Here is a 16,595-nt window from a genome sequence, read left to right as displayed (position 1 = left end):
ATCCAAGAAATCGCTGGCACACTCGTTGCTACTCCTCTGTCAGGCGCCAGGCTGCTGGCTGGTGGGCTCCGGAAGGGCCCCGTCCGCATCCGCGCCGGAGTGCAACGTCCCCGGTTCCGTCTGCGTGCCCCGCGGCGGTCCGGAGACCACCGAATCCTCGTTTGAAGGTTTCGAAGGAGAGCAAGATGGCTTCGCTGCGACAGATCGCGTTTTACGGCAAGGGTGGCATCGGCAAGTCCACCACGTCCCAGAACACGCTTGCGGCCCTGACCGAGCTTGGTCAGCGCATCCTCATCGTGGGCTGCGACCCGAAGGCGGATTCGACCCGCCTGATCCTGCACGCCAAGGCGCAGGACACCATCCTTTCGCTGGCCGCGAACGCGGGTTCGGTGGAAGACCTCGAGCTCGAGGACGTGATGAAGGTCGGCTACAAGGACATCCGCTGCGTGGAGTCGGGTGGTCCTGAGCCGGGCGTCGGCTGCGCCGGCCGCGGCGTGATCACCTCGATCAACTTCCTTGAGGAGAACGGCGCCTACGAGGACATCGACTACGTGTCCTACGACGTGCTGGGCGACGTGGTGTGCGGCGGCTTCGCGATGCCGATCCGCGAGAACAAGGCTCAGGAAATCTACATCGTGATGTCCGGCGAGATGATGGCCATGTATGCGGCCAACAACATCTCCAAGGGCATCCTGAAGTATGCGAACTCCGGCGGCGTGCGCCTGGGCGGCCTGGTGTGCAACGAGCGCCAGACCGACAAGGAGTACGAGCTGGCGGAGTCCCTGGCGAAGAAGCTGGGCACCACGCTGATCTACTTCGTGCCGCGCGACAACATCGTGCAGCACGCCGAGCTGCGCCGCATGACGGTGATCGAGTATGCGCCGGATTCGGCGCAGGCCCAGCACTACCGCAACCTCGCGACCAAGGTGCATGGCAACTCGGGCAACGGCATCATCCCGACCCCGATCACCATGGACGAGCTGGAAGACCTGCTCATGGAGCACGGCATCATGAAGGCCGTGGACGAGAGCCAGATCGGCAAGACCGCCGCCGAACTCGCCGTCGGCTGAAGCCATCGCGTCGAGTGACCTGGGGCCGGCCTCAATTGCGGGGCCGGCCTGCCAAACGGCAACCCAACGAGAGCGAGATTGCGAAATGAGCTTGGCCCAACCGCAAAACGTTGCTGAAATCAAGGCGCGGAACAAGGAACTCATCGCGGAAGTCCTCAAGGTTTATCCCGAGAAGACCGCGAAGCGCCGCGCGAAGCACCTCAATGTCCATGAGTCCGGCAAGTCCGACTGCGGCGTGAAGTCGAACATCAAGTCCATCCCGGGCGTGATGACGATCCGCGGCTGCGCCTACGCCGGCTCGAAGGGCGTGGTGTGGGGTCCCATCAAGGACATGATCCACATCTCCCACGGCCCGGTGGGCTGCGGCCAGTACAGCTGGGCCGCCCGCCGCAACTACTATATCGGTACGACCGGCATCGACACCTTCGTGACGATGCAGTTCACGTCCGACTTCCAGGAAAAGGACATCGTCTTCGGCGGCGACAAGAAGCTCGCCAAGATCATGGACGAAATCCAGGAGCTCTTCCCGCTCAACAACGGCATCACCGTCCAGTCCGAGTGCCCGATCGGCCTCATCGGCGACGACATCGAAGCCGTCTCCAAGTCGAAGTCCAAGGAATACGATGGCAAGACCATCGTTCCGGTTCGCTGCGAAGGGTTCCGCGGCGTGTCGCAGTCCCTCGGCCACCACATCGCCAACGACGCGGTGCGTGACTGGGTGTTCGACAAGCTGGACCCCAACAAGGCTCCCCCCTTCGAGCCCACGCCCTATGACGTCGCCATCATCGGCGACTACAACATCGGCGGCGACGCCTGGTCGTCCCGTATCCTCCTCGAGGAGATGGGCCTGCGCGTGATCGCCCAGTGGTCGGGTGACGGCTCGCTCGCCGAGCTTGAGAACACCCCGCGGGCGAAGCTGAACGTCCTGCACTGCTACCGCTCCATGAACTACATCTCCCGCCACATGGAAGAGAAGTTCGGGATTCCGTGGTGCGAGTACAACTTCTTCGGTCCCTCCAAGATCGCGGAGTCGCTGCGCAAGATCGCCGCTTACTTCGACGACAAGATCAAGGAAGGCGCCGAGCGCGTCATCGCCAAGTACGCGCCTCTCATGGACGCGGTGATCGCCAAGTATCGTCCGCGCCTCGAAGGCAAGACCGTCATGCTGTACGTGGGCGGCCTGCGTCCCCGTCACGTGATCGGGGCCTACGAGGACCTCGGCATGGAAGTGGTGGGCACGGGTTACGAGTTCGCCCACAACGACGACTATCAGCGCACCGCCCAGCACTACGTCAAGGATGGCACGCTCATCTATGACGACGTGACCGGCTACGAGTTCGAGAAGTTCGTCGAGAAGGTCCAGCCGGACCTGGTCGGCTCGGGCATCAAGGAAAAGTACGTCTTCCAGAAGATGGGCGTGCCGTTCCGCCAGATGCACTCCTGGGACTATTCCGGCCCGTACCACGGCTACGATGGCTTCGCCATCTTCGCCCGCGACATGGACATGGCCATCAACTCCCCCGTCTGGAAGATGACCAAGGCCCCGTGGAAGCAGGCTCCCGGCCAGGCGGGGCTGCTCGCCGCCGAGTGAGGCGGATTTTCGAGCGCCTGAACCAGAAGCCCCTCCCTTCGCGGGGAGGGGCACCCGGGACGGGCTCCCATATTTGACCCACATATTAGGGGTTCAAGATGCCACAGAATGCAGACAACGTGCTCGATCACTTCGAGCTGTTCCGCGGTCCCGAGTACCAGCAGATGCTGGCCAACAAGAAGAAGATGTTCGAGAACCCCCGCGATCCCGCCGAAGTCGAGCGCATTCGCGAGTGGGCCAAGACTCCCGAGTACAAGGAAAAGAACTTCGCCCGCGAGGCCCTGACCGTGAACCCGGCCAAGGCCTGCCAGCCGCTCGGCGCGGTGTTCGTGGCTGTTGGCTTCGAGCACACGATTCCCTTCGTGCACGGTTCGCAGGGCTGCGTCGCTTACTACCGCTCCCACCTGTCCCGTCACTTCAAGGAGCCCAGCTCCTGCGTGTCGTCTTCCATGACGGAAGACGCGGCGGTGTTCGGCGGCCTCAACAACATGATTGACGGCCTCGCCAACACCTACAACATGTACAAGCCCAAGATGATCGCCGTCTCCACCACCTGCATGGCGGAAGTGATCGGCGACGACCTGAACGCCTTCATCAAGACGGCGAAGGAAAAGGGCTCGGTCCCGCAGGAATACGACGTTCCCTTCGCCCACACCCCGGCCTTCGTCGGCAGCCATGTCACCGGCTACGACAACGCCATCAAGGGCGTGCTCGAGCACTTCTGGGACGGCAAGGCCGGCACCGCCCCGAAGCTGGTTCGCGAGCCGAACGAGAAGATCAACTTCATCGGCGGTTTCGACGGCTACACCGTCGGCAACCTGCGTGAAGTCAAGCGCATCTTCGGGCTGATGGGCGTCGACTACACCATCCTCGGCGACAATTCGGAAGTGTTCGACACGCCGACCGACGGCGAGTTCCGCATGTATGACGGCGGCACCACCCTTGAGGAGGCGGCCAACGCTGTCCACGCCAAGGCCACCATCTCCATGCAGGAATACTGCACCGAGAAGACCCTGCCGCTCATCGCCAACCACGGCCAGGAAGTCGTCGCCTTCAACCACCCCGTGGGCGTGAAGGGCACCGACGAGTTCCTCATGGCGATCTCGCGGATCTCCGGCAAGGAAATCCCGGAGGAGCTCGCCAAGGAGCGCGGCCGCCTCGTCGACGCCATCGCCGACTCGAACGCCCACATCCACGGCAAGAAGTTCGCCATCTACGGCGATCCCGACCTCTGCCTGGGCCTCGCCAGCTTCCTGCTGGAACTCGGCGCCGAGCCCACCCACGTCCTTGCCACCAACGGCAACCAGAAGTGGGCGGACAAGGTCCAGAAGCTGTTCGACAGCTCGCCCTTCGGCCAGAACTGCAACGTCTATCCCGGCCGCGATCTCTGGCACATGCGCTCCCTGCTCTTCACCGAGCCGGTGGACTTCCTGATCGGCAACACCTACGGCAAGTATCTCGAGCGCGACACGGGCACCCCGCTGATCCGCATCGGCTTCCCGGTGTTCGACCGTCACCACCACCACCGCCGTCCGGTGTGGGGCTATCAGGGCGGCATGAACGTCCTGATCACCATCCTCGACAAGATCTTCGACACCATCGATCAGAACACGATCGTTCCTGCGAAGACCGACTATTCGTTCGACATCATCCGTTGATCGCATAGGTGAAGTGATCGATCCGGCCCGGGGCCCCGCCCGGGCCGGCCCGACAGGGAGAGTGAAGTCCGCCCCATTTTATGTCCGCCCCCCATGTGATGTTCGCGCCCGCGATCTTTGCACAGCCCGTCCGCCGAAGGAGAGATCCATGAGCTCGGTTTCCGCCACGATCCAGCAAGTGTTCAACGAGCCCGGCTGCGCGAAGAACCAGAACAAATCGGAAGCGGAAAAGAAGAAGGGGTGCACCAAGCAGCTCCAGCCCGGCGGTGCCGCCGGCGGCTGCGCTTTCGACGGCGCCAAGATCGCCCTTCAGCCGCTGACCGATGTCGCGCACCTGGTGCATGGCCCCATTGCCTGCGAAGGCAACAGCTGGGACAACCGCGGCGCGCGCTCTTCCGGCTCGCAGATCTGGCGCACCGGCTTCACCACGGACATCAACGAGACGGACGTGGTGTTCGGCGGCGAGAAGCGCCTGTTCAAGTCCATCAAGGAAATCATCGAGAAGTACGATCCGCCCGCCGTCTTCGTCTATCAGACCTGCGTGCCCGCCATGATCGGCGACGACATCGACGCGGTCTGCAAGGCGGCGAAGGAGAAGTTCGGCACGCCGGTGATCCCGATCAATTCGCCTGGCTTCGTAGGCCCGAAGAACCTCGGCAACAAGCTGGCCGGCGAGGCCATCCTCGAGCACGTCATCGGCACCGAGGAGCCGGAATACACCACGCCCTACGACATCAACATCATCGGCGAATACAATCTTTCAGGTGAGCTGTGGCAGGTGAAGCCGCTGCTCGACGAGCTGGGCATCCGCATCCTCGCCTGCATCTCGGGCGATGGACGCTACAAGGATGTGGCCTCCTCCCACCGCGCCAAGGCTGCGATGATGGTCTGCTCGAAGGCCATGATCAACGTGGCCCGCAAGATGGAGGAGCGCTACGACATCCCCTTCTTCGAGGGGTCCTTCTACGGCATCCAGGATTCCTCGGATTCGCTCCGCGAGATCGCCCGCATGCTCATCGAACGCGGCGCCGATCCCGAGCTGATGGACCGCACCGAGGCGCTCATCGAGCGCGAGGAGGCGAAGGCCTGGGCGGCGATCGCCAAGTTCAAGGATCGCTTCAAGGACAAGAAGGTTCTGCTCATCACCGGCGGCGTGAAGTCCTGGTCGGTGGTCGCGGCGCTGCAGGAAGCCGGCCTCGAGCTGGTCGGCACCTCGGTCAAGAAGTCCACCAAGGAGGACAAGGAGCGCATCAAGGAGCTGATGGGGCAGGACGCCCACATGATCGACGACATGACGCCCCGCGAAATGTACAAGATGCTGAAGGACGCGAAGGCCGACATCATGCTCTCGGGCGGCCGCTCGCAGTTCATCGCGCTCAAGGCCGCCATGCCCTGGCTCGACATCAACCAGGAGCGCCACCACGCCTACATGGGCTACATCGGCATGGTGAAGCTCGTCGAGGAGATCGACAAGGCGCTCTACAACCCAATCTGGGAGCAGGTGCGCAAGCCCGCCCCGTGGGACAATCCGGCCAACAACTGGCAGAACCGCGCCATCGCCGAAATGGAGGCGGAGGCCGCCGCTCTGGCTGCCGATCCGGTCGCTGCCGAGAAGGCGCGCCGCGCCAAGAAGATTTGCAATTGCAAGAGCGTGGACCTCGGCACCATCGAGGACGCCATCAAGGGGCACAGCCTCACCACGGTCGAAGGCGTGAAGACCCACACCAATGCGTCCGGCGGCTGCGGTGCCTGCTCGGGCCGCGTCGAGGAGATCTTCGAGGCGCTCGGCGTCGCGGAGCCCGCGCCGGCTGATCCGGTGCTGGCCGAGGCCGCGCGCCGCGCCAAGAAGGTGTGCAACTGCAAGAGCGTGACCGTCGGCACCATCGAGGATGCGGTCGCCGCCGGCGCCTCCAACCTCGCCGAGGTGACGGCCCGCACCGAGGCCGGCTCCGGCTGTGGGAAATGCGGCGAGCGGATCGAGGGCATGCTGGACGAACTCGTCGCCCCGCTCGGCACGCCGGCCACGCTCGTTGCCGCCGAATAGGAGGGCGAGATGGCCAAGTTCGTCCAGGGGAAGAAGAGCTGCGCGGTCAATCCGCTGAAGATGAGCCAGCCCATCGGCGGCGCGCTCGCCTTCATGGGACTCCGGGGCGCCATGCCGCTGCTCCACGGATCGCAGGGCTGCACCTCGTTCGGCCTCGTGCTGTTCGTGCGCCACTTCAAGGAGGCGATCCCGCTCCAGACCACGGCCATGAGCGAGGTCGCCACCGTGCTCGGCGGCTACGACAATGTCGAGCAGGCCATCCTCAACATCTACAACCGCACCAAGCCCGAGATCATCGGCATCTGCTCCACCGGCGTCACCGAGACCAAGGGTGACGACGTGGACGGGTACATCAAGATGGTGCGCGCGAAGTATCCGCAGCTTGCGGACTTCCCGATGGTCTATGTCTCGACCCCCGATTTCAAGGACGCCTTCCAGGACGGCTGGGAGAAGACGGTCGCCAAGATCGTCGAGGTGCTGGTGAAGAAGCCGGAACCGGATGCGCCCAAGAATCCGAAGCGGGTGAATGTGCTGCCCGGCTGCCACCTGCAGCCCGGCGATCTCGACGAACTGCGCTGCATCCTGGAGGATTTCGGGCTCCAGCCCTCCTTCCTGCCGGACCTCGCGGGCTCGCTCGACGGGCATATTCCCGATGACTTCACGCCCACCACCATCGGCGGCATCGGTGTGGACGAGATCGCCACCATGGGCGAGGCCGCCTGGACGATCGCCATCGGCACCCAGATGAAGACGGCGGCCGAGGCGATGCAGAAGAAGACGGGCACGCCCTATCGGCTGTTCGAGCGCCTGTGCGGGCTGGGGCCGAACGACGAATTCTTCATGTTCCTGAGCCAGATCTCGGGACGCGAAGTGCCGCGCCGCTATCGCCGGCAGCGCGGCCAGCTGGTGGATGCCATGCTGGATGCGCACTTCCACCTCGGCGGCCGCAAGCTCGCCATCGGCGCGGAGCCGGACCTTCTGTTCGATGTTGCCTCCGCTCTGCACGAGATGGGCACGCACATCACCGCCGCCGTCACCACGACGCAGTCGCCGGTGTTCGAGAAGCTGCCATGCGACGAGGTGCTGCTGGGCGATCTCGAGGACCTGGAGACGCTAGCGAAGGAGCGCGGCTGCGATCTCCTTCTCACCCATTCCCATGGGCGCCAGGCGGCGGATCGGCTCAACATCCCCTTCTATCGCATCGGCATTCCCATGTTCGATCGCATCGGCTCTGGCCACAAGATGACGGTCGGCTATCGCGGCACGCGCGACCTCATGTTTACGCTGGCCAACATGTGCATCGCCGACCACGAGCAGAACCACGACGCGACCCCCGACACGTGGAAGAACCCGTGGGACGGCGATGGTCACGGCCATGGCGCCGCGCATGGTGCCGTTCCCGCCGGCGCGCCCGATCTCGGGCCCGCACCCAGCACCGCCCACCACTGAAGTCCGCAAGGACCGAGACCGCGAGAGAGGCGAGCCTTCCATGAAAGTCGCATTCGCAACCCAGGATCTCAAAAGGGTCGATGCCCATTTCGGCTGGGCGAAGAACATCGCCATCTACGAGGTCGGCCCGGAGGGCCATCACTTCATCGAGGCCATCGAATTCGACGGTGACCTGAAGGAAGACGGCAACGAGGACAAGCTGGCGCCCAAGATCGATGCGATCAAGGATTGCACCATCCTCTACGTGGCCGCCATCGGCGGCTCCGGCGCCGCCCGCGTGGTGGCCAACAACATTCATCCCATGAAGGTCAACCAGCCCGAGGAGATATCCGATCTCATCGGCAAGCTGGAGGTGGTCCTTCAGGGCAATCCGCCCCCGTGGCTGCGCAAGGTCATGTCGAAGGGCCAGGAGCGCACGTTCGATTTCGACGAGTGAGGGATAGTCATGGCCGAAGCAGCGCAAGTCATCGAGCCGACAGAGGCCGCTGACTCCCCGTTCATCAAGGAACTCATCAAGGTCTGGCGCGCCCAGGACACCCACGGCGCGTGGGACGGAAAGGCCGATCTGGATCTGATCGAGCCCTACATCGTCGACAAGGAGGCGCGCCGCGCGCTCCCCCTCATCGGCGATCCCGACCCGGAGACCATCTGGCGCCTGGAGCTGTTCTTCAACGCGATCTGCCTGATGATCGAGAAGGAGACGCGGGTGATGATCTCGCCAATGCTCAAGATGAGCCACGAGGGCTTCGGCCGCATGGTGCTCATCGGCGGACGGCTGATCGTCGTCAACAAGCAACTGCGCGACGTGCACCGGTTCGGCTTCGACAATCTCGGCAAGCTCGCCGAGGAGGGCACGAAGTTCGTCCAGCAGGGCGTGGAGATGATCAACCAGTTTCCCGAAGTGGCGAAATACTGACCAGACCCAAGGTGCACCCATGAGCGACGTGGACGAACTCAAGGCCGAGATCAAGAAGCTGTCCGCCAAGGCGACACAGTCCAAAATGGACCTCCACGATCTGTCCGAAGAACTCCCGATCAACTGGGAGCAGATCATGGTTGTGGCCAAGAAGGCGCACGACGCCTTTTCCGAGCTTGAGAAGAAGCGCGCGGACTTGAAGGGACTCGAGGCCGCCTAGCATTTTTTGAAAGGCGATTTTCAGATGTCTAACGAAACCAGGGATGGTCGAGCCTGGCAGCCAGACTACCTGCTCGACATCGATAAGGACAAATGCATCGGCTGCGGCCGCTGCTACAAGGTGTGCGGCCGCGACGTCATGACCCTCAAGGGCATCAACGAGGACGGCGACATCGTCTCCCTCGATGATGACGAGGACGATGAGGTCGAGAAGAAGGTGATGGTGATGAACGACACGGGCGCCTGCATCGGTTGCGGTGCGTGCGCGCGCGTCTGCCCGGCCAGTTGCCAGATCCACGGCCTGGAGAAGGCCGCCGCCTGAGGCGGATGTGCCCCAGCGCGGGTCTTTCCGGCCCGCGCGTGTCGCTCAAGGAGTGCCGCCATGCGCGCCGAAGAGGTCTATGACTGGTTGATCGCCTCATCGTCTTCTTCGGCTGCGGATGCGTTCGACGTCCACGTGGCGGCCTCCATCGTCGGCCTGGCCTTCGCCGAGGCGGAGGAGGACGGCAGGGACCGGCTCGATGCGATCGGCCTCGACCGCGCGGCCTTCCTCGACCTCGCCGCCATCCTGTTTCCGGCGTCCGCCCCGATGCTGGCCGCGCAGGTCGATCCACGGGCGATCGAGGTGACGCCCGAGGAGCAGTCGGTGCGCGACATCCTCGGCATCTATTCTTCCGATGCCGGCCGGCTGCAGACCCATTTCATTGCTATGATTTCCCGGCGCTGCCAGTCCCCCCACCATCTGTGGCAGGATCTGGGGCTCAGGAGCCGCGCCGAGCTGCGGGAATTGATGACCCGCCGCTTCGCCCCGCTCGCCCGCAAGAACAGCCAGGACATGAAGTGGAAGAAGTTCCTCTACCGCATGGTCTGCGGCTCCGAGGGTTTCACCCTGTGCGCGGCGCCGGTGTGCTCGGATTGCGATGAATTCCACATCTGCTTCGGCGCCGAGGACGGCGAATCCCGCCTCGCGCGCAACGCCCGTGGGGCTGCCAACGGCAACGATCCGCTCGCCTTGCCGGAGGCCGCGGAATAGGCGGCTCTCGTAGGCATCGAAACGACAAGAGCCCCGGCATGCCGGGTCTCTTTCGTCTTCACCTGATCCGTGTGCCGCGCCGACGGGGCGTATCAGCTCTTCACTCGATGCCTTCGCTGCGGGCCCGCCACATCATGGCGATGCGGAAGCGTTCGTTGATGGCGGCGGGGCTGGCGAGGATCTCCGCCTCGGCCTTTTTGAAGGCGGCTTCGACCGCTTCCGCCTCTTCCTTGGTGAGCGTCACCCGGCCGGCGATGTGGGTGGCTTCCGGATGCACCTCCCAGATCTTGCGGCGGTTGGGGTGCATCTTCACCTCGGTGAGGTCGAAGGCTTCGAGCTGGCCGTCGAACAGGATCGCGAGGCCGGAGACCTCGAGCTTGCGGCCGTCGGAAGTGGTCTTGATGAGCGTGGTCGCCATGTTGTTCTCCCGTTGGCTTTCACCGGTGTTTCATCTGCGCGCGGCGTGCGCCTCAGCCTTCCGGCGATGCGAGCCAGCTGTAGCCGCCCTGATCCCAGAGCTGGGCCAGCACCTGGTCCGAACTCCAGCCCGGATACTGCGACCGGACCGTTTCATAGTCGCCGCGGAACCGTTCCGCGTCCTCTCCGGAAATGTCCGCAACCATGCCGTCCGGCTTGAAGCGCAGGACGAAATGGGTCTGGTCGCCGGCGCCGTGCAGCGTGAATTCGTCGCCGTCACCGAGGAGCGTGAGGTCGTCGATGGCCATGGTGCGCTCCCGTTCAGGCCGCAGCCGCGATGGGCGTCTCGTCCTTCAGGCCCCATTCGGCCCACGAGCCGTCGTAGAGCGCGACGTCCGTCTTGCCGATGAGGTAGAGGGCGAGCATGACCACGCAGGCGATGGTGCCGGAGGCGCAGGTGACGACGATGGGTTTCGCCAGATCGACGCCGGCGGAGGCGAGGCGCGCCTTGATGGCATCAGGCTGAACCAGCTCCCCGCTCTCCTCGACGATGAGGTCGCCCCAGGGCAGGTTGATGGCGCCGGGAATGTGGCCCTTCTTCTTTACCGGGAACACGTCATCCTGGCTGCCTGCAAATTTCGCGGGGCCGCGCGCGTCAATCACCTGCTCGGTGCCGGAGGCGACGTTCGCCAGCATCTGGTCCAGGGAGCGCACGAGGGCCGGATTGAGACTTGCGGTGAAGGTCTTGGGCTCGGGCCGCACCGGCGACATGTCGGAGGGGAGCTTCTCCTTCACCCATTTGCCGTAGCCGCCGTCGAGCATGGCGACATCGTGATAGCCGAAGGTGCGGAACATCCACCACACGCGCGCCGCGGCCGCGCCGCCGCACATGCGGTCGTAGACGATCACCTTGTCGCCGTCGCCGATGCCGAGCAGGCCCACCTTCTTGGCGAACTCCGCCGCCGGCGGCAGCATGTGGGGGAGGGGGCTGGTCTTGTCGGCCACCGCATCGATGTCGAAATGCACCGAGCCCGGCAGATGGCGTCCGCGATACTGGGTGCGGCCGTCCATGTTGGAACTTTCATGCAGCCAGGTGCAGTCCAGAATCTTCACGTCCGGGGCCGACAGATGGTCCGCCAGCCATTGGGTGCTCACCAGCGATCCGGGAAGAACGGTGGACATGACGCAAGGCTCTCCTGTGGCTGTGGGACGGTCTGCAGGCGACTTCGCTTCCGGGGGCAGTCGCGTCCCGGGGCGGGGTGCCCCGGGACGGCATCGGGTTAGTGGCTCAGCGCACCTTGGGCAGGCTGTAGCCGGGACGCGGATGGGCGTCGTAATAATCAGGGCGCTCGGGCCAGCCGCCCTCGGGATTGAAGGTGAACTTCACCACCTTCACCGGCGCGCCGGGCGAGCAGGACACTTCGGCGAGCTTGATCTCGCGGGCGCCGGGGCCGACCGAGAAGTCGGCGACGGTCTTGCCGTCGGCGGTCACGGCACGGGCGAAACCGGGGGTGCCCACCTCGCCCGCCTTCACCGCCGCATCGACGAAGCTCGGCACTTCCGAGCCGTCTTCGGAGGGCGTGGTGAAGGCCGGGGTGGCGAAGGTGAACGCCGCGAGCTTTCCGCTGCGGTCCACCGGATGGTCGGCATTCACCGGGCGGGCGACGGAATAGAAGGTCAGGGTGCCACCCGCAAGGGCAGCCTTGATATCGTCAAGGGAGGACGAGGCGAATTCGGACGCGACGAGCATTTCCAATCTCCGGGGCACTATCGGTCAAACGAACTGTCCGCTGACGGGATCAAGTTTCGTGCCAGCCGTCGGGCGGGTCGGTGCCATGACTTCGGTTCGTCTTGTGAAGGCGCCGGAAGTCTCGCGTCGATGCGGGTTCGCGCCCGCGGACGGACCAGAAGACGCCCCATCGCGCGGAGGTAAAGGCGGGCGCCGTGTCGGAAATCCGTCGCACCACGCGGGAAATGCGACGCAGCCGAGGTGGGCGATCCCACAGGGCGAGGCCCAAAGCCGACCGTGTCTGCCGTAGTGGGGCGTGGGAAATGCCCGCAAGGCCATATTTCCCGGGACTGTGCGCGAATCTTGCAAGGGCTCCAATCAGCAAGATTTGCGAGGACTGTTCCATGCTGGATACGGCGATCATCGGCGGAGGGCTCTGCGGCCTCGCGCTGGCGCGGCAGTTCAAGAAACAGGACCGCAGCTTCACCCTGTTCGAGGCGCGCCCCCGGCTCGGCGGGCGCATCCTCTCGGCGGTCGCCTCCAGCAACGGCGCGGCGTTTGATCTGGGTCCCACCTGGTTCTGGCCCGACACCCAGCCGCTCATTGCCGCCTTCATCGCGGAACTCGGCCTTGCGTCCTTCCCCCAGCATGACGAAGGCACGGTGCTGCACCTCACCGAGGCGGACAAGAACCCGCAGGGGTTCGCGCAGGAGGTGCATGGCGGCGCACGGCGGGTGGCCGGCGGCATGGCGCGTCTGGTGTCGGTCCTCGCCGAAAGCATCGGCGAGGAGCGCCTGCGCCTCAACCACGTGCTCCACAGCGTGGAGGACAAGGGCGACCATGTGGTCCTGACCTTCCGGGTGGACGATGCCTTCTTCATCGTCGAGGCACGCCATGTGGTGGTGGCGCTGCCGCCGCGCCTCGTCGCGGAGACGGTGCGCTTCATCCCGGAACTCGACAGCGCGACCTTCGACGCCATGGGCGCCGCGCCCACCTGGATGGCGCAGCAGGCCAAGGTGGTGATGGCCTATCCCTCCGCCTTCTGGCGGGTCGCCGGCCAGTCGGGCAACGCCTTCGTCACCCACGAGCAGGCGGTCGTCGGCGAGATCTTCGACGCCTGCGACGTGACCGGCGCCAAGGCGGCCCTCGGCGGCTTCCTGAGCTTTCCCCCCGATCTGCGCGAAGCCTTCGCCGATGGCCTGTCCATGCTGATGGACAGCCAGATGGTGCAGGTGTTCGGCTCGGCGGCGGAAGGCGGCGAGCAGCTTTATCAGGACTGGGCCGGCGAGGCCTTCACCTGCTCGGCGCGCGACAAGGCGGAGCCGAGGGGCGAGCACGTGGCCTTCTCCAATCCCCTGCTGCGGCGGCCGCTGTGGGACGGGCGGCTGCATCTCGGCAGCTCCGAGACGGCGACGCAGGGGGCAGGCTACCTCGAAGGCGCGCTGGAGGCGGCGCGGCGCATCGACCGTGCCCTGTCGCGCGAGCGGGCGGAGGAGACGGGAGCGGCCATTCCCGAGGGTCTGCCGCTGAATGCCGCCAGCCTCGCCTGCTTCGCCAACTGGGTCGCCGGCCAGAACGATGCGGCGTTCGAGGCCTATCGCATCCGCCTCAACCGGGCGCTCGCCAGCCAGGACCGCGAGCAGCTCACCCAGAGGGCGATGCTCGGCGCCATCGAGGACATCTATGAGCGCGCGGCCGACCTCATCGAGACACTGCCCTTCGACATGGCCGACGTGCCGGTGGAGAAGGGCCGCTCCGCGCTGATGAGCGACGTGCAGTTGCCGTTCCGCGACTTCATCCAGACGCTGCTCGACGATGTTGTCGCGTTCAACCGCACCTCCTGTGCGCTTTCCAACTTTCCCGGCGAGCATCATCTCTCGCGCGACTATGTGCAGACCATCCTGCGCGACGTCGCCGCCGCCTGGCGGGACTTCTGCCTCGCCGCCAACCGGCGCCTGCTGGCCAAGGCCGAGGCGGGTGCTCCCCTTACCCCCGGTGCCGGCAGCGGCCCGGTCCTGACGCGTGCATCGTGAACGAGGATAAGATGGAACCGACCGTCATCGACAACGAAGCCCCACAGGATGCCCGCCCGGACGAGGCGGCCGCCGTCGCCTACGTCATCTGCTCCATGAGCGACATCCCCAGCCAGCGGGCGCGGGGCTTCGAGCTGATGCAGGTGGTGGAGGACGGCACCGAACAGCCGTTCAAGATCGTCGTGGTGCGGTGGGGCCGGCAGGTGTTCGGCTATATCAACCGCTGCCCGCACGATCAGGTGCAACTGGACTGGGAGCGCAACCAGTTCCTCGACCCTAACGGCATCCGCCTGATGTGCGGCAAGCACGGCGCGCTGTTCGAGCTGGGCACCGGCGTGTGCCTCGAAGGACCGTGCAAGGGCAAGAGCCTCATTCCGGTGGCCCTCACCGTGCTCGACAACGACATCTGCGTGACCGGCGTGACGCTGGCCGAGGAAGTGGACGACGATGAGGAGGAGATCACCTCCTGCTCGGATGAGGGCGGCGGCGTCTGAGACGCACTCCCTATGGGACTGAAAATGGCCGGGCTTGCCCGGCCATTTTTGTGTCGCGATGCGCTGCCGAAGACGGCCCGGCGTGCCACCCGGTCCCGCCGGGCGGCACGGGCGCAGACCCCCGGATCAGACCGGGCGGTTCGCGTTGCGGTTCTTTACCGGCTCCATGATGGAGACGACCTTCTCGTAGGTCATGATCTCGTAGTCCTCGTGCCACGCGGCGGCGGCATCGAGCACCACGTCGGTCTTGCCGCCGGTGTCCATCTTCTTGATGTCGTTCTTGTCGATGGAGAGGAGGTCGGTCATCTCCTTCCACACGGTGCTCTCGTCGCAGGGGAGCACGTAGAACGTCTTGCCGTTGTAGGTGACGCGGTACTTCGCCAGCAGGTCGATGTTGTTGCAGAACACGAAGTATTTGCCATCGGGCGCCAGCGCGTCGCCGAGCACGTCGACCACGTCGGAGAGGAAGGCGAAATTCTGCAGGTAGCCGGCCAGCACCGGGATGGTGGCCTTGCCCTCTTCGGCGAAGGTCAGCACTTGCTCCATGGTGTATTCCGGCGGGCGCTTCTCGTCGGCGAGCTGCTGCTGGAACTTCAGCGCAATGTCGCCGCGGAAATCGAAGCGGCCAGGCTTGGTGGGCTGCTTGAGCACGGCATTCAGGAGTCGCCCCTCTTTATCCAGCCGGCCCAGGGGGGTGTTCTCGATCGCGGTCATCAAAAAGGTCTCCGGTTCAGCACACGACTGTTCAGACGGGTCTTGGTTCAACACGGGCGCGAGCAGCGCACCTTGCCCGGACAGGATCATCCGGGGCAGGCGTGCCGCCCTCCGCCGAAGGCGTTCGGCGTGCCACCCGCGCAGGGGCAGGCGCTCCGCTTCATGCAAGCCCTTTGCCGCTTCGCGTCGCGGCCGAGGTGAAACCCGCCGGCAGCGACAATCGGCCCTCGTGCGGGCGGCGGCCTGAGGCTTCCGCGCAGGGCTTGGGAAGCCTGCAACGGTGCGGAAACGCGGGGATCGCAGGCCGATGGCCTGACATGGCGGCGGGGCGGCGCGCCACCGTTCCGGCGCGGCGCGTGCGGATCGCGGGAGCGGCCCGCGCCGTGTCTGAAACCGGACACGCGTCGCAAAGGCAACAGCTCTGATCCTGAAAATCAAAAGAAATCAGCCCGTTGCCGTCTGGCACGCGGCTTGCTGCTGTCCCGCCAGACCAGTCTTTCAAGCGAAGGTCGAGCAATGATCAATTTGACCGACAGCGCACTTCATGCGGTCCGCGACGCGATCCATGATGCCGACCAGCCCGTCAGCGGCCTGCGCATCATGGTCGAGACCGGCGGCTGCGCCGGCTATCAGTACAAGATGGGCCTCGTCAGCGACGCCGAGCCCGACGACACCGTGGTGGAGCGCGAGGGCGTGCGCGTCTTCGTCGACAACAAGAGCCACGAGCTGCTCGCCGGCACCACCATCGACTTCGTGGTGGCCCTGGAAGGCTCCGGCTTCACCTTCGAGAATCCGAACGCCACCTCCAGCTGCTCCTGCGGCAAATCCTTCGGCTGACCACCATCCGCGCGCCGTCCTCCGACGGGCGGCAGAACAGAGAACACAGAGAGGATATTGCGATGTTGGCCGAGACCGAAGCGCCCGCGCTCAGCCGTGAAGCCCGCCGCGAGGCGATCATCCGCGAGGTGATCGAGGAAATCCGCCCCAACCTCATCCGCGACGGCGGCGACTGTGAGCTGGTGGAGATCGACGGCACCAAGGTCATGGTCAAGATGACCGGCGCCTGCGTTTTTTGCAAACTGGCGAGCGAGACCATCGAGGGCATCCAGTCCAAGATCGTCGAGCGCCTCGGCGAGCTGATCCGGCTGATCCCCGTCGCCGGCGCGCAGAACAAGCCGCTGGTGAGCCTGAAGGGGCCCGGCCCGGCGCTTTCCGCCGCCCCCAAGCC

Annotated in this window: 18 protein-coding genes and 1 pseudogene; 14 read left to right on the top strand and 5 right to left on the bottom strand. The window is 65.1% G+C overall.

What is annotated here, in order from left to right:
- The first annotated feature begins 185 nt into the window (after positions 1-185).
- The 10 genes from nifH (at position 186) to XAN126_RS0123835 (ending at position 9,980) form a co-directional block, all read left to right on the top strand.
- Entirely contained in the window at positions 186-1,070 is an 885-nt protein-coding gene (gene nifH, locus XAN126_RS0123880; protein WP_024281073.1) for a nitrogenase iron protein, read from the top strand.
- A gap of 85 nt (positions 1,071-1,155) precedes the next feature.
- Positions 1,156-2,661: a nitrogenase molybdenum-iron protein alpha chain gene (nifD, locus tag XAN126_RS0123875; RefSeq protein ID WP_024281072.1), complete on the top strand. Its 1,506-nt coding sequence runs from the start codon at positions 1,156-1,158 to the stop codon at positions 2,659-2,661.
- 98 nt (positions 2,662-2,759) lie between these two features.
- Positions 2,760-4,319: a nitrogenase molybdenum-iron protein subunit beta gene (nifK, locus tag XAN126_RS0123870; protein WP_024281071.1), complete on the top strand. Its 1,560-nt coding sequence runs from the start codon at positions 2,760-2,762 to the stop codon at positions 4,317-4,319.
- Positions 4,320-4,467: 148 nt separating this feature from the next.
- A complete protein-coding gene (gene nifE / locus XAN126_RS0123865) occupies positions 4,468-6,363 on the top strand; it encodes a nitrogenase iron-molybdenum cofactor biosynthesis protein NifE (RefSeq protein WP_024281070.1) in 1,896 nt (631 codons plus the stop codon).
- A 9-nt stretch (positions 6,364-6,372) separates the two neighbouring features.
- Positions 6,373-7,812, top strand: coding sequence for a nitrogenase iron-molybdenum cofactor biosynthesis protein NifN (gene nifN / locus XAN126_RS0123860; protein ID WP_024281069.1), 1,440 nt, complete (start codon positions 6,373-6,375; stop codon positions 7,810-7,812).
- A gap of 40 nt (positions 7,813-7,852) precedes the next feature.
- Entirely contained in the window at positions 7,853-8,248 is a 396-nt protein-coding gene (nifX, locus tag XAN126_RS0123855; RefSeq protein ID WP_024281068.1) for a nitrogen fixation protein NifX, read from the top strand.
- A gap of 9 nt (positions 8,249-8,257) precedes the next feature.
- Positions 8,258-8,728, top strand: coding sequence for a NifX-associated nitrogen fixation protein (locus tag XAN126_RS0123850; protein ID WP_024281067.1), 471 nt, complete (start codon positions 8,258-8,260; stop codon positions 8,726-8,728).
- A gap of 19 nt (positions 8,729-8,747) precedes the next feature.
- The gene (locus XAN126_RS0123845) at positions 8,748-8,948 is read left to right on the top strand and encodes a CCE_0567 family metalloprotein (RefSeq protein ID WP_024281066.1); all 201 of its coding nucleotides are present in this window, start codon (positions 8,748-8,750) and stop codon (positions 8,946-8,948) included.
- A gap of 24 nt (positions 8,949-8,972) precedes the next feature.
- The gene (gene fdxB, locus XAN126_RS0123840) at positions 8,973-9,269 is read left to right on the top strand and encodes a ferredoxin III, nif-specific (RefSeq protein ID WP_024281065.1); all 297 of its coding nucleotides are present in this window, start codon (positions 8,973-8,975) and stop codon (positions 9,267-9,269) included.
- Between the two features lie 60 nt (positions 9,270-9,329).
- Complete coding sequence (locus tag XAN126_RS0123835; protein ID WP_024281064.1) at positions 9,330-9,980, top strand: nitrogen fixation protein NifQ; 651 nt, start codon at positions 9,330-9,332, stop codon at positions 9,978-9,980.
- A gap of 100 nt (positions 9,981-10,080) precedes the next feature.
- Here the strand turns inward: XAN126_RS0123835 and XAN126_RS0123830 are convergent, their stop codons facing one another.
- The 4 genes from XAN126_RS0123830 to XAN126_RS0123815 form a co-directional block, all read right to left on the bottom strand.
- The gene (locus XAN126_RS0123830) at positions 10,081-10,398 is read right to left on the bottom strand and encodes a hypothetical protein (protein ID WP_024281063.1); all 318 of its coding nucleotides are present in this window, start codon (positions 10,396-10,398) and stop codon (positions 10,081-10,083) included.
- Between the two features lie 52 nt (positions 10,399-10,450).
- Positions 10,451-10,705: a hypothetical protein gene (locus tag XAN126_RS0123825; RefSeq protein WP_024281062.1), complete on the bottom strand. Its 255-nt coding sequence runs from the start codon at positions 10,703-10,705 to the stop codon at positions 10,451-10,453.
- 13 nt (positions 10,706-10,718) lie between these two features.
- Positions 10,719-11,579, bottom strand: coding sequence for a 3-mercaptopyruvate sulfurtransferase (gene sseA, locus XAN126_RS0123820; protein WP_024281061.1), 861 nt, complete (start codon positions 11,577-11,579; stop codon positions 10,719-10,721).
- A 106-nt stretch (positions 11,580-11,685) separates the two neighbouring features.
- Positions 11,686-12,147, bottom strand: a complete 462-nt coding sequence (locus tag XAN126_RS0123815; protein ID WP_024281060.1) for a hypothetical protein — start codon at positions 12,145-12,147, stop codon at positions 11,686-11,688.
- A 383-nt stretch (positions 12,148-12,530) separates the two neighbouring features.
- Between XAN126_RS0123815 and XAN126_RS0123810 the strand changes: the two genes are divergently transcribed.
- Complete coding sequence (locus tag XAN126_RS0123810; RefSeq protein WP_024281059.1) at positions 12,531-14,159, top strand: FAD-dependent oxidoreductase; 1,629 nt, start codon at positions 12,531-12,533, stop codon at positions 14,157-14,159.
- An 11-nt stretch (positions 14,160-14,170) separates the two neighbouring features.
- On the top strand, positions 14,171-14,653 hold the full coding sequence (locus XAN126_RS0123805; protein ID WP_024281058.1) for a Rieske 2Fe-2S domain-containing protein: 483 nt from the start codon (positions 14,171-14,173) through the stop codon (positions 14,651-14,653).
- Between the two features lie 126 nt (positions 14,654-14,779).
- Here XAN126_RS0123805 and XAN126_RS0123800 read toward each other — a convergent pair whose 3' ends face one another.
- Positions 14,780-15,367, bottom strand: a complete 588-nt coding sequence (locus XAN126_RS0123800) for a hypothetical protein (protein WP_024281057.1) — start codon at positions 15,365-15,367, stop codon at positions 14,780-14,782.
- A gap of 516 nt (positions 15,368-15,883) precedes the next feature.
- Here XAN126_RS0123800 and XAN126_RS0123795 point away from each other — a divergent pair.
- The gene (locus XAN126_RS0123795) at positions 15,884-16,204 is read left to right on the top strand and encodes an iron-sulfur cluster assembly accessory protein (protein ID WP_024281056.1); all 321 of its coding nucleotides are present in this window, start codon (positions 15,884-15,886) and stop codon (positions 16,202-16,204) included.
- A 62-nt stretch (positions 16,205-16,266) separates the two neighbouring features.
- A pseudogene (locus tag XAN126_RS0123790) lies at positions 16,267-16,539 on the top strand (NifU family protein); the annotation flags it as partial.
- Positions 16,540-16,595: the final 56 nt, after the last annotated feature.

The sequence above is a fragment of the Xanthobacter sp. 126 genome (assembly GCF_000526175.1).
GTDB classification, from domain to species: Bacteria; Pseudomonadota; Alphaproteobacteria; order Rhizobiales; family Xanthobacteraceae; genus Xanthobacter; species Xanthobacter aminoxidans.
Note: the sequence above shows the minus strand (reverse complement) of the source record. Positions and strands in the feature narration are given on the sequence as shown.

Excerpts from the sequence above, each read along its gene's own strand:
- XAN126_RS0123810 (WP_024281059.1), top strand. The coding sequence starts at position 12,531 with ATGCTGGATACGGCGATCATCGGCGGAGGGCTCTGCGGCCTCGCGCTG.
- XAN126_RS0123830 (WP_024281063.1), bottom strand. The coding sequence starts at position 10,398 with ATGGCGACCACGCTCATCAAGACCACTTCCGACGGCCGCAAGCTCGAG.
- XAN126_RS0123850 (WP_024281067.1), top strand. The coding sequence starts at position 8,258 with ATGGCCGAAGCAGCGCAAGTCATCGAGCCGACAGAGGCCGCTGACTCC.
- XAN126_RS0123800 (WP_024281057.1), bottom strand. The coding sequence starts at position 15,367 with ATGACCGCGATCGAGAACACCCCCCTGGGCCGGCTGGATAAAGAGGGG.
- fdxB (WP_024281065.1), top strand. The coding sequence starts at position 8,973 with ATGTCTAACGAAACCAGGGATGGTCGAGCCTGGCAGCCAGACTACCTG.
- nifK (WP_024281071.1), top strand. The coding sequence starts at position 2,760 with ATGCCACAGAATGCAGACAACGTGCTCGATCACTTCGAGCTGTTCCGC.
- XAN126_RS0123805 (WP_024281058.1), top strand. The coding sequence starts at position 14,171 with ATGGAACCGACCGTCATCGACAACGAAGCCCCACAGGATGCCCGCCCG.
- XAN126_RS0123815 (WP_024281060.1), bottom strand. The coding sequence starts at position 12,147 with ATGCTCGTCGCGTCCGAATTCGCCTCGTCCTCCCTTGACGATATCAAG.
- nifD (WP_024281072.1), top strand. The coding sequence starts at position 1,156 with ATGAGCTTGGCCCAACCGCAAAACGTTGCTGAAATCAAGGCGCGGAAC.
- nifN (WP_024281069.1), top strand. The coding sequence starts at position 6,373 with ATGGCCAAGTTCGTCCAGGGGAAGAAGAGCTGCGCGGTCAATCCGCTG.
- XAN126_RS0123845 (WP_024281066.1), top strand. The coding sequence starts at position 8,748 with ATGAGCGACGTGGACGAACTCAAGGCCGAGATCAAGAAGCTGTCCGCC.
- sseA (WP_024281061.1), bottom strand. The coding sequence starts at position 11,579 with ATGTCCACCGTTCTTCCCGGATCGCTGGTGAGCACCCAATGGCTGGCG.
- XAN126_RS0123825 (WP_024281062.1), bottom strand. The coding sequence starts at position 10,705 with ATGGCCATCGACGACCTCACGCTCCTCGGTGACGGCGACGAATTCACG.
- XAN126_RS0123835 (WP_024281064.1), top strand. The coding sequence starts at position 9,330 with ATGCGCGCCGAAGAGGTCTATGACTGGTTGATCGCCTCATCGTCTTCT.
- nifE (WP_024281070.1), top strand. The coding sequence starts at position 4,468 with ATGAGCTCGGTTTCCGCCACGATCCAGCAAGTGTTCAACGAGCCCGGC.
- XAN126_RS0123795 (WP_024281056.1), top strand. The coding sequence starts at position 15,884 with ATGATCAATTTGACCGACAGCGCACTTCATGCGGTCCGCGACGCGATC.
- nifX (WP_024281068.1), top strand. The coding sequence starts at position 7,853 with ATGAAAGTCGCATTCGCAACCCAGGATCTCAAAAGGGTCGATGCCCAT.
- nifH (WP_024281073.1), top strand. The coding sequence starts at position 186 with ATGGCTTCGCTGCGACAGATCGCGTTTTACGGCAAGGGTGGCATCGGC.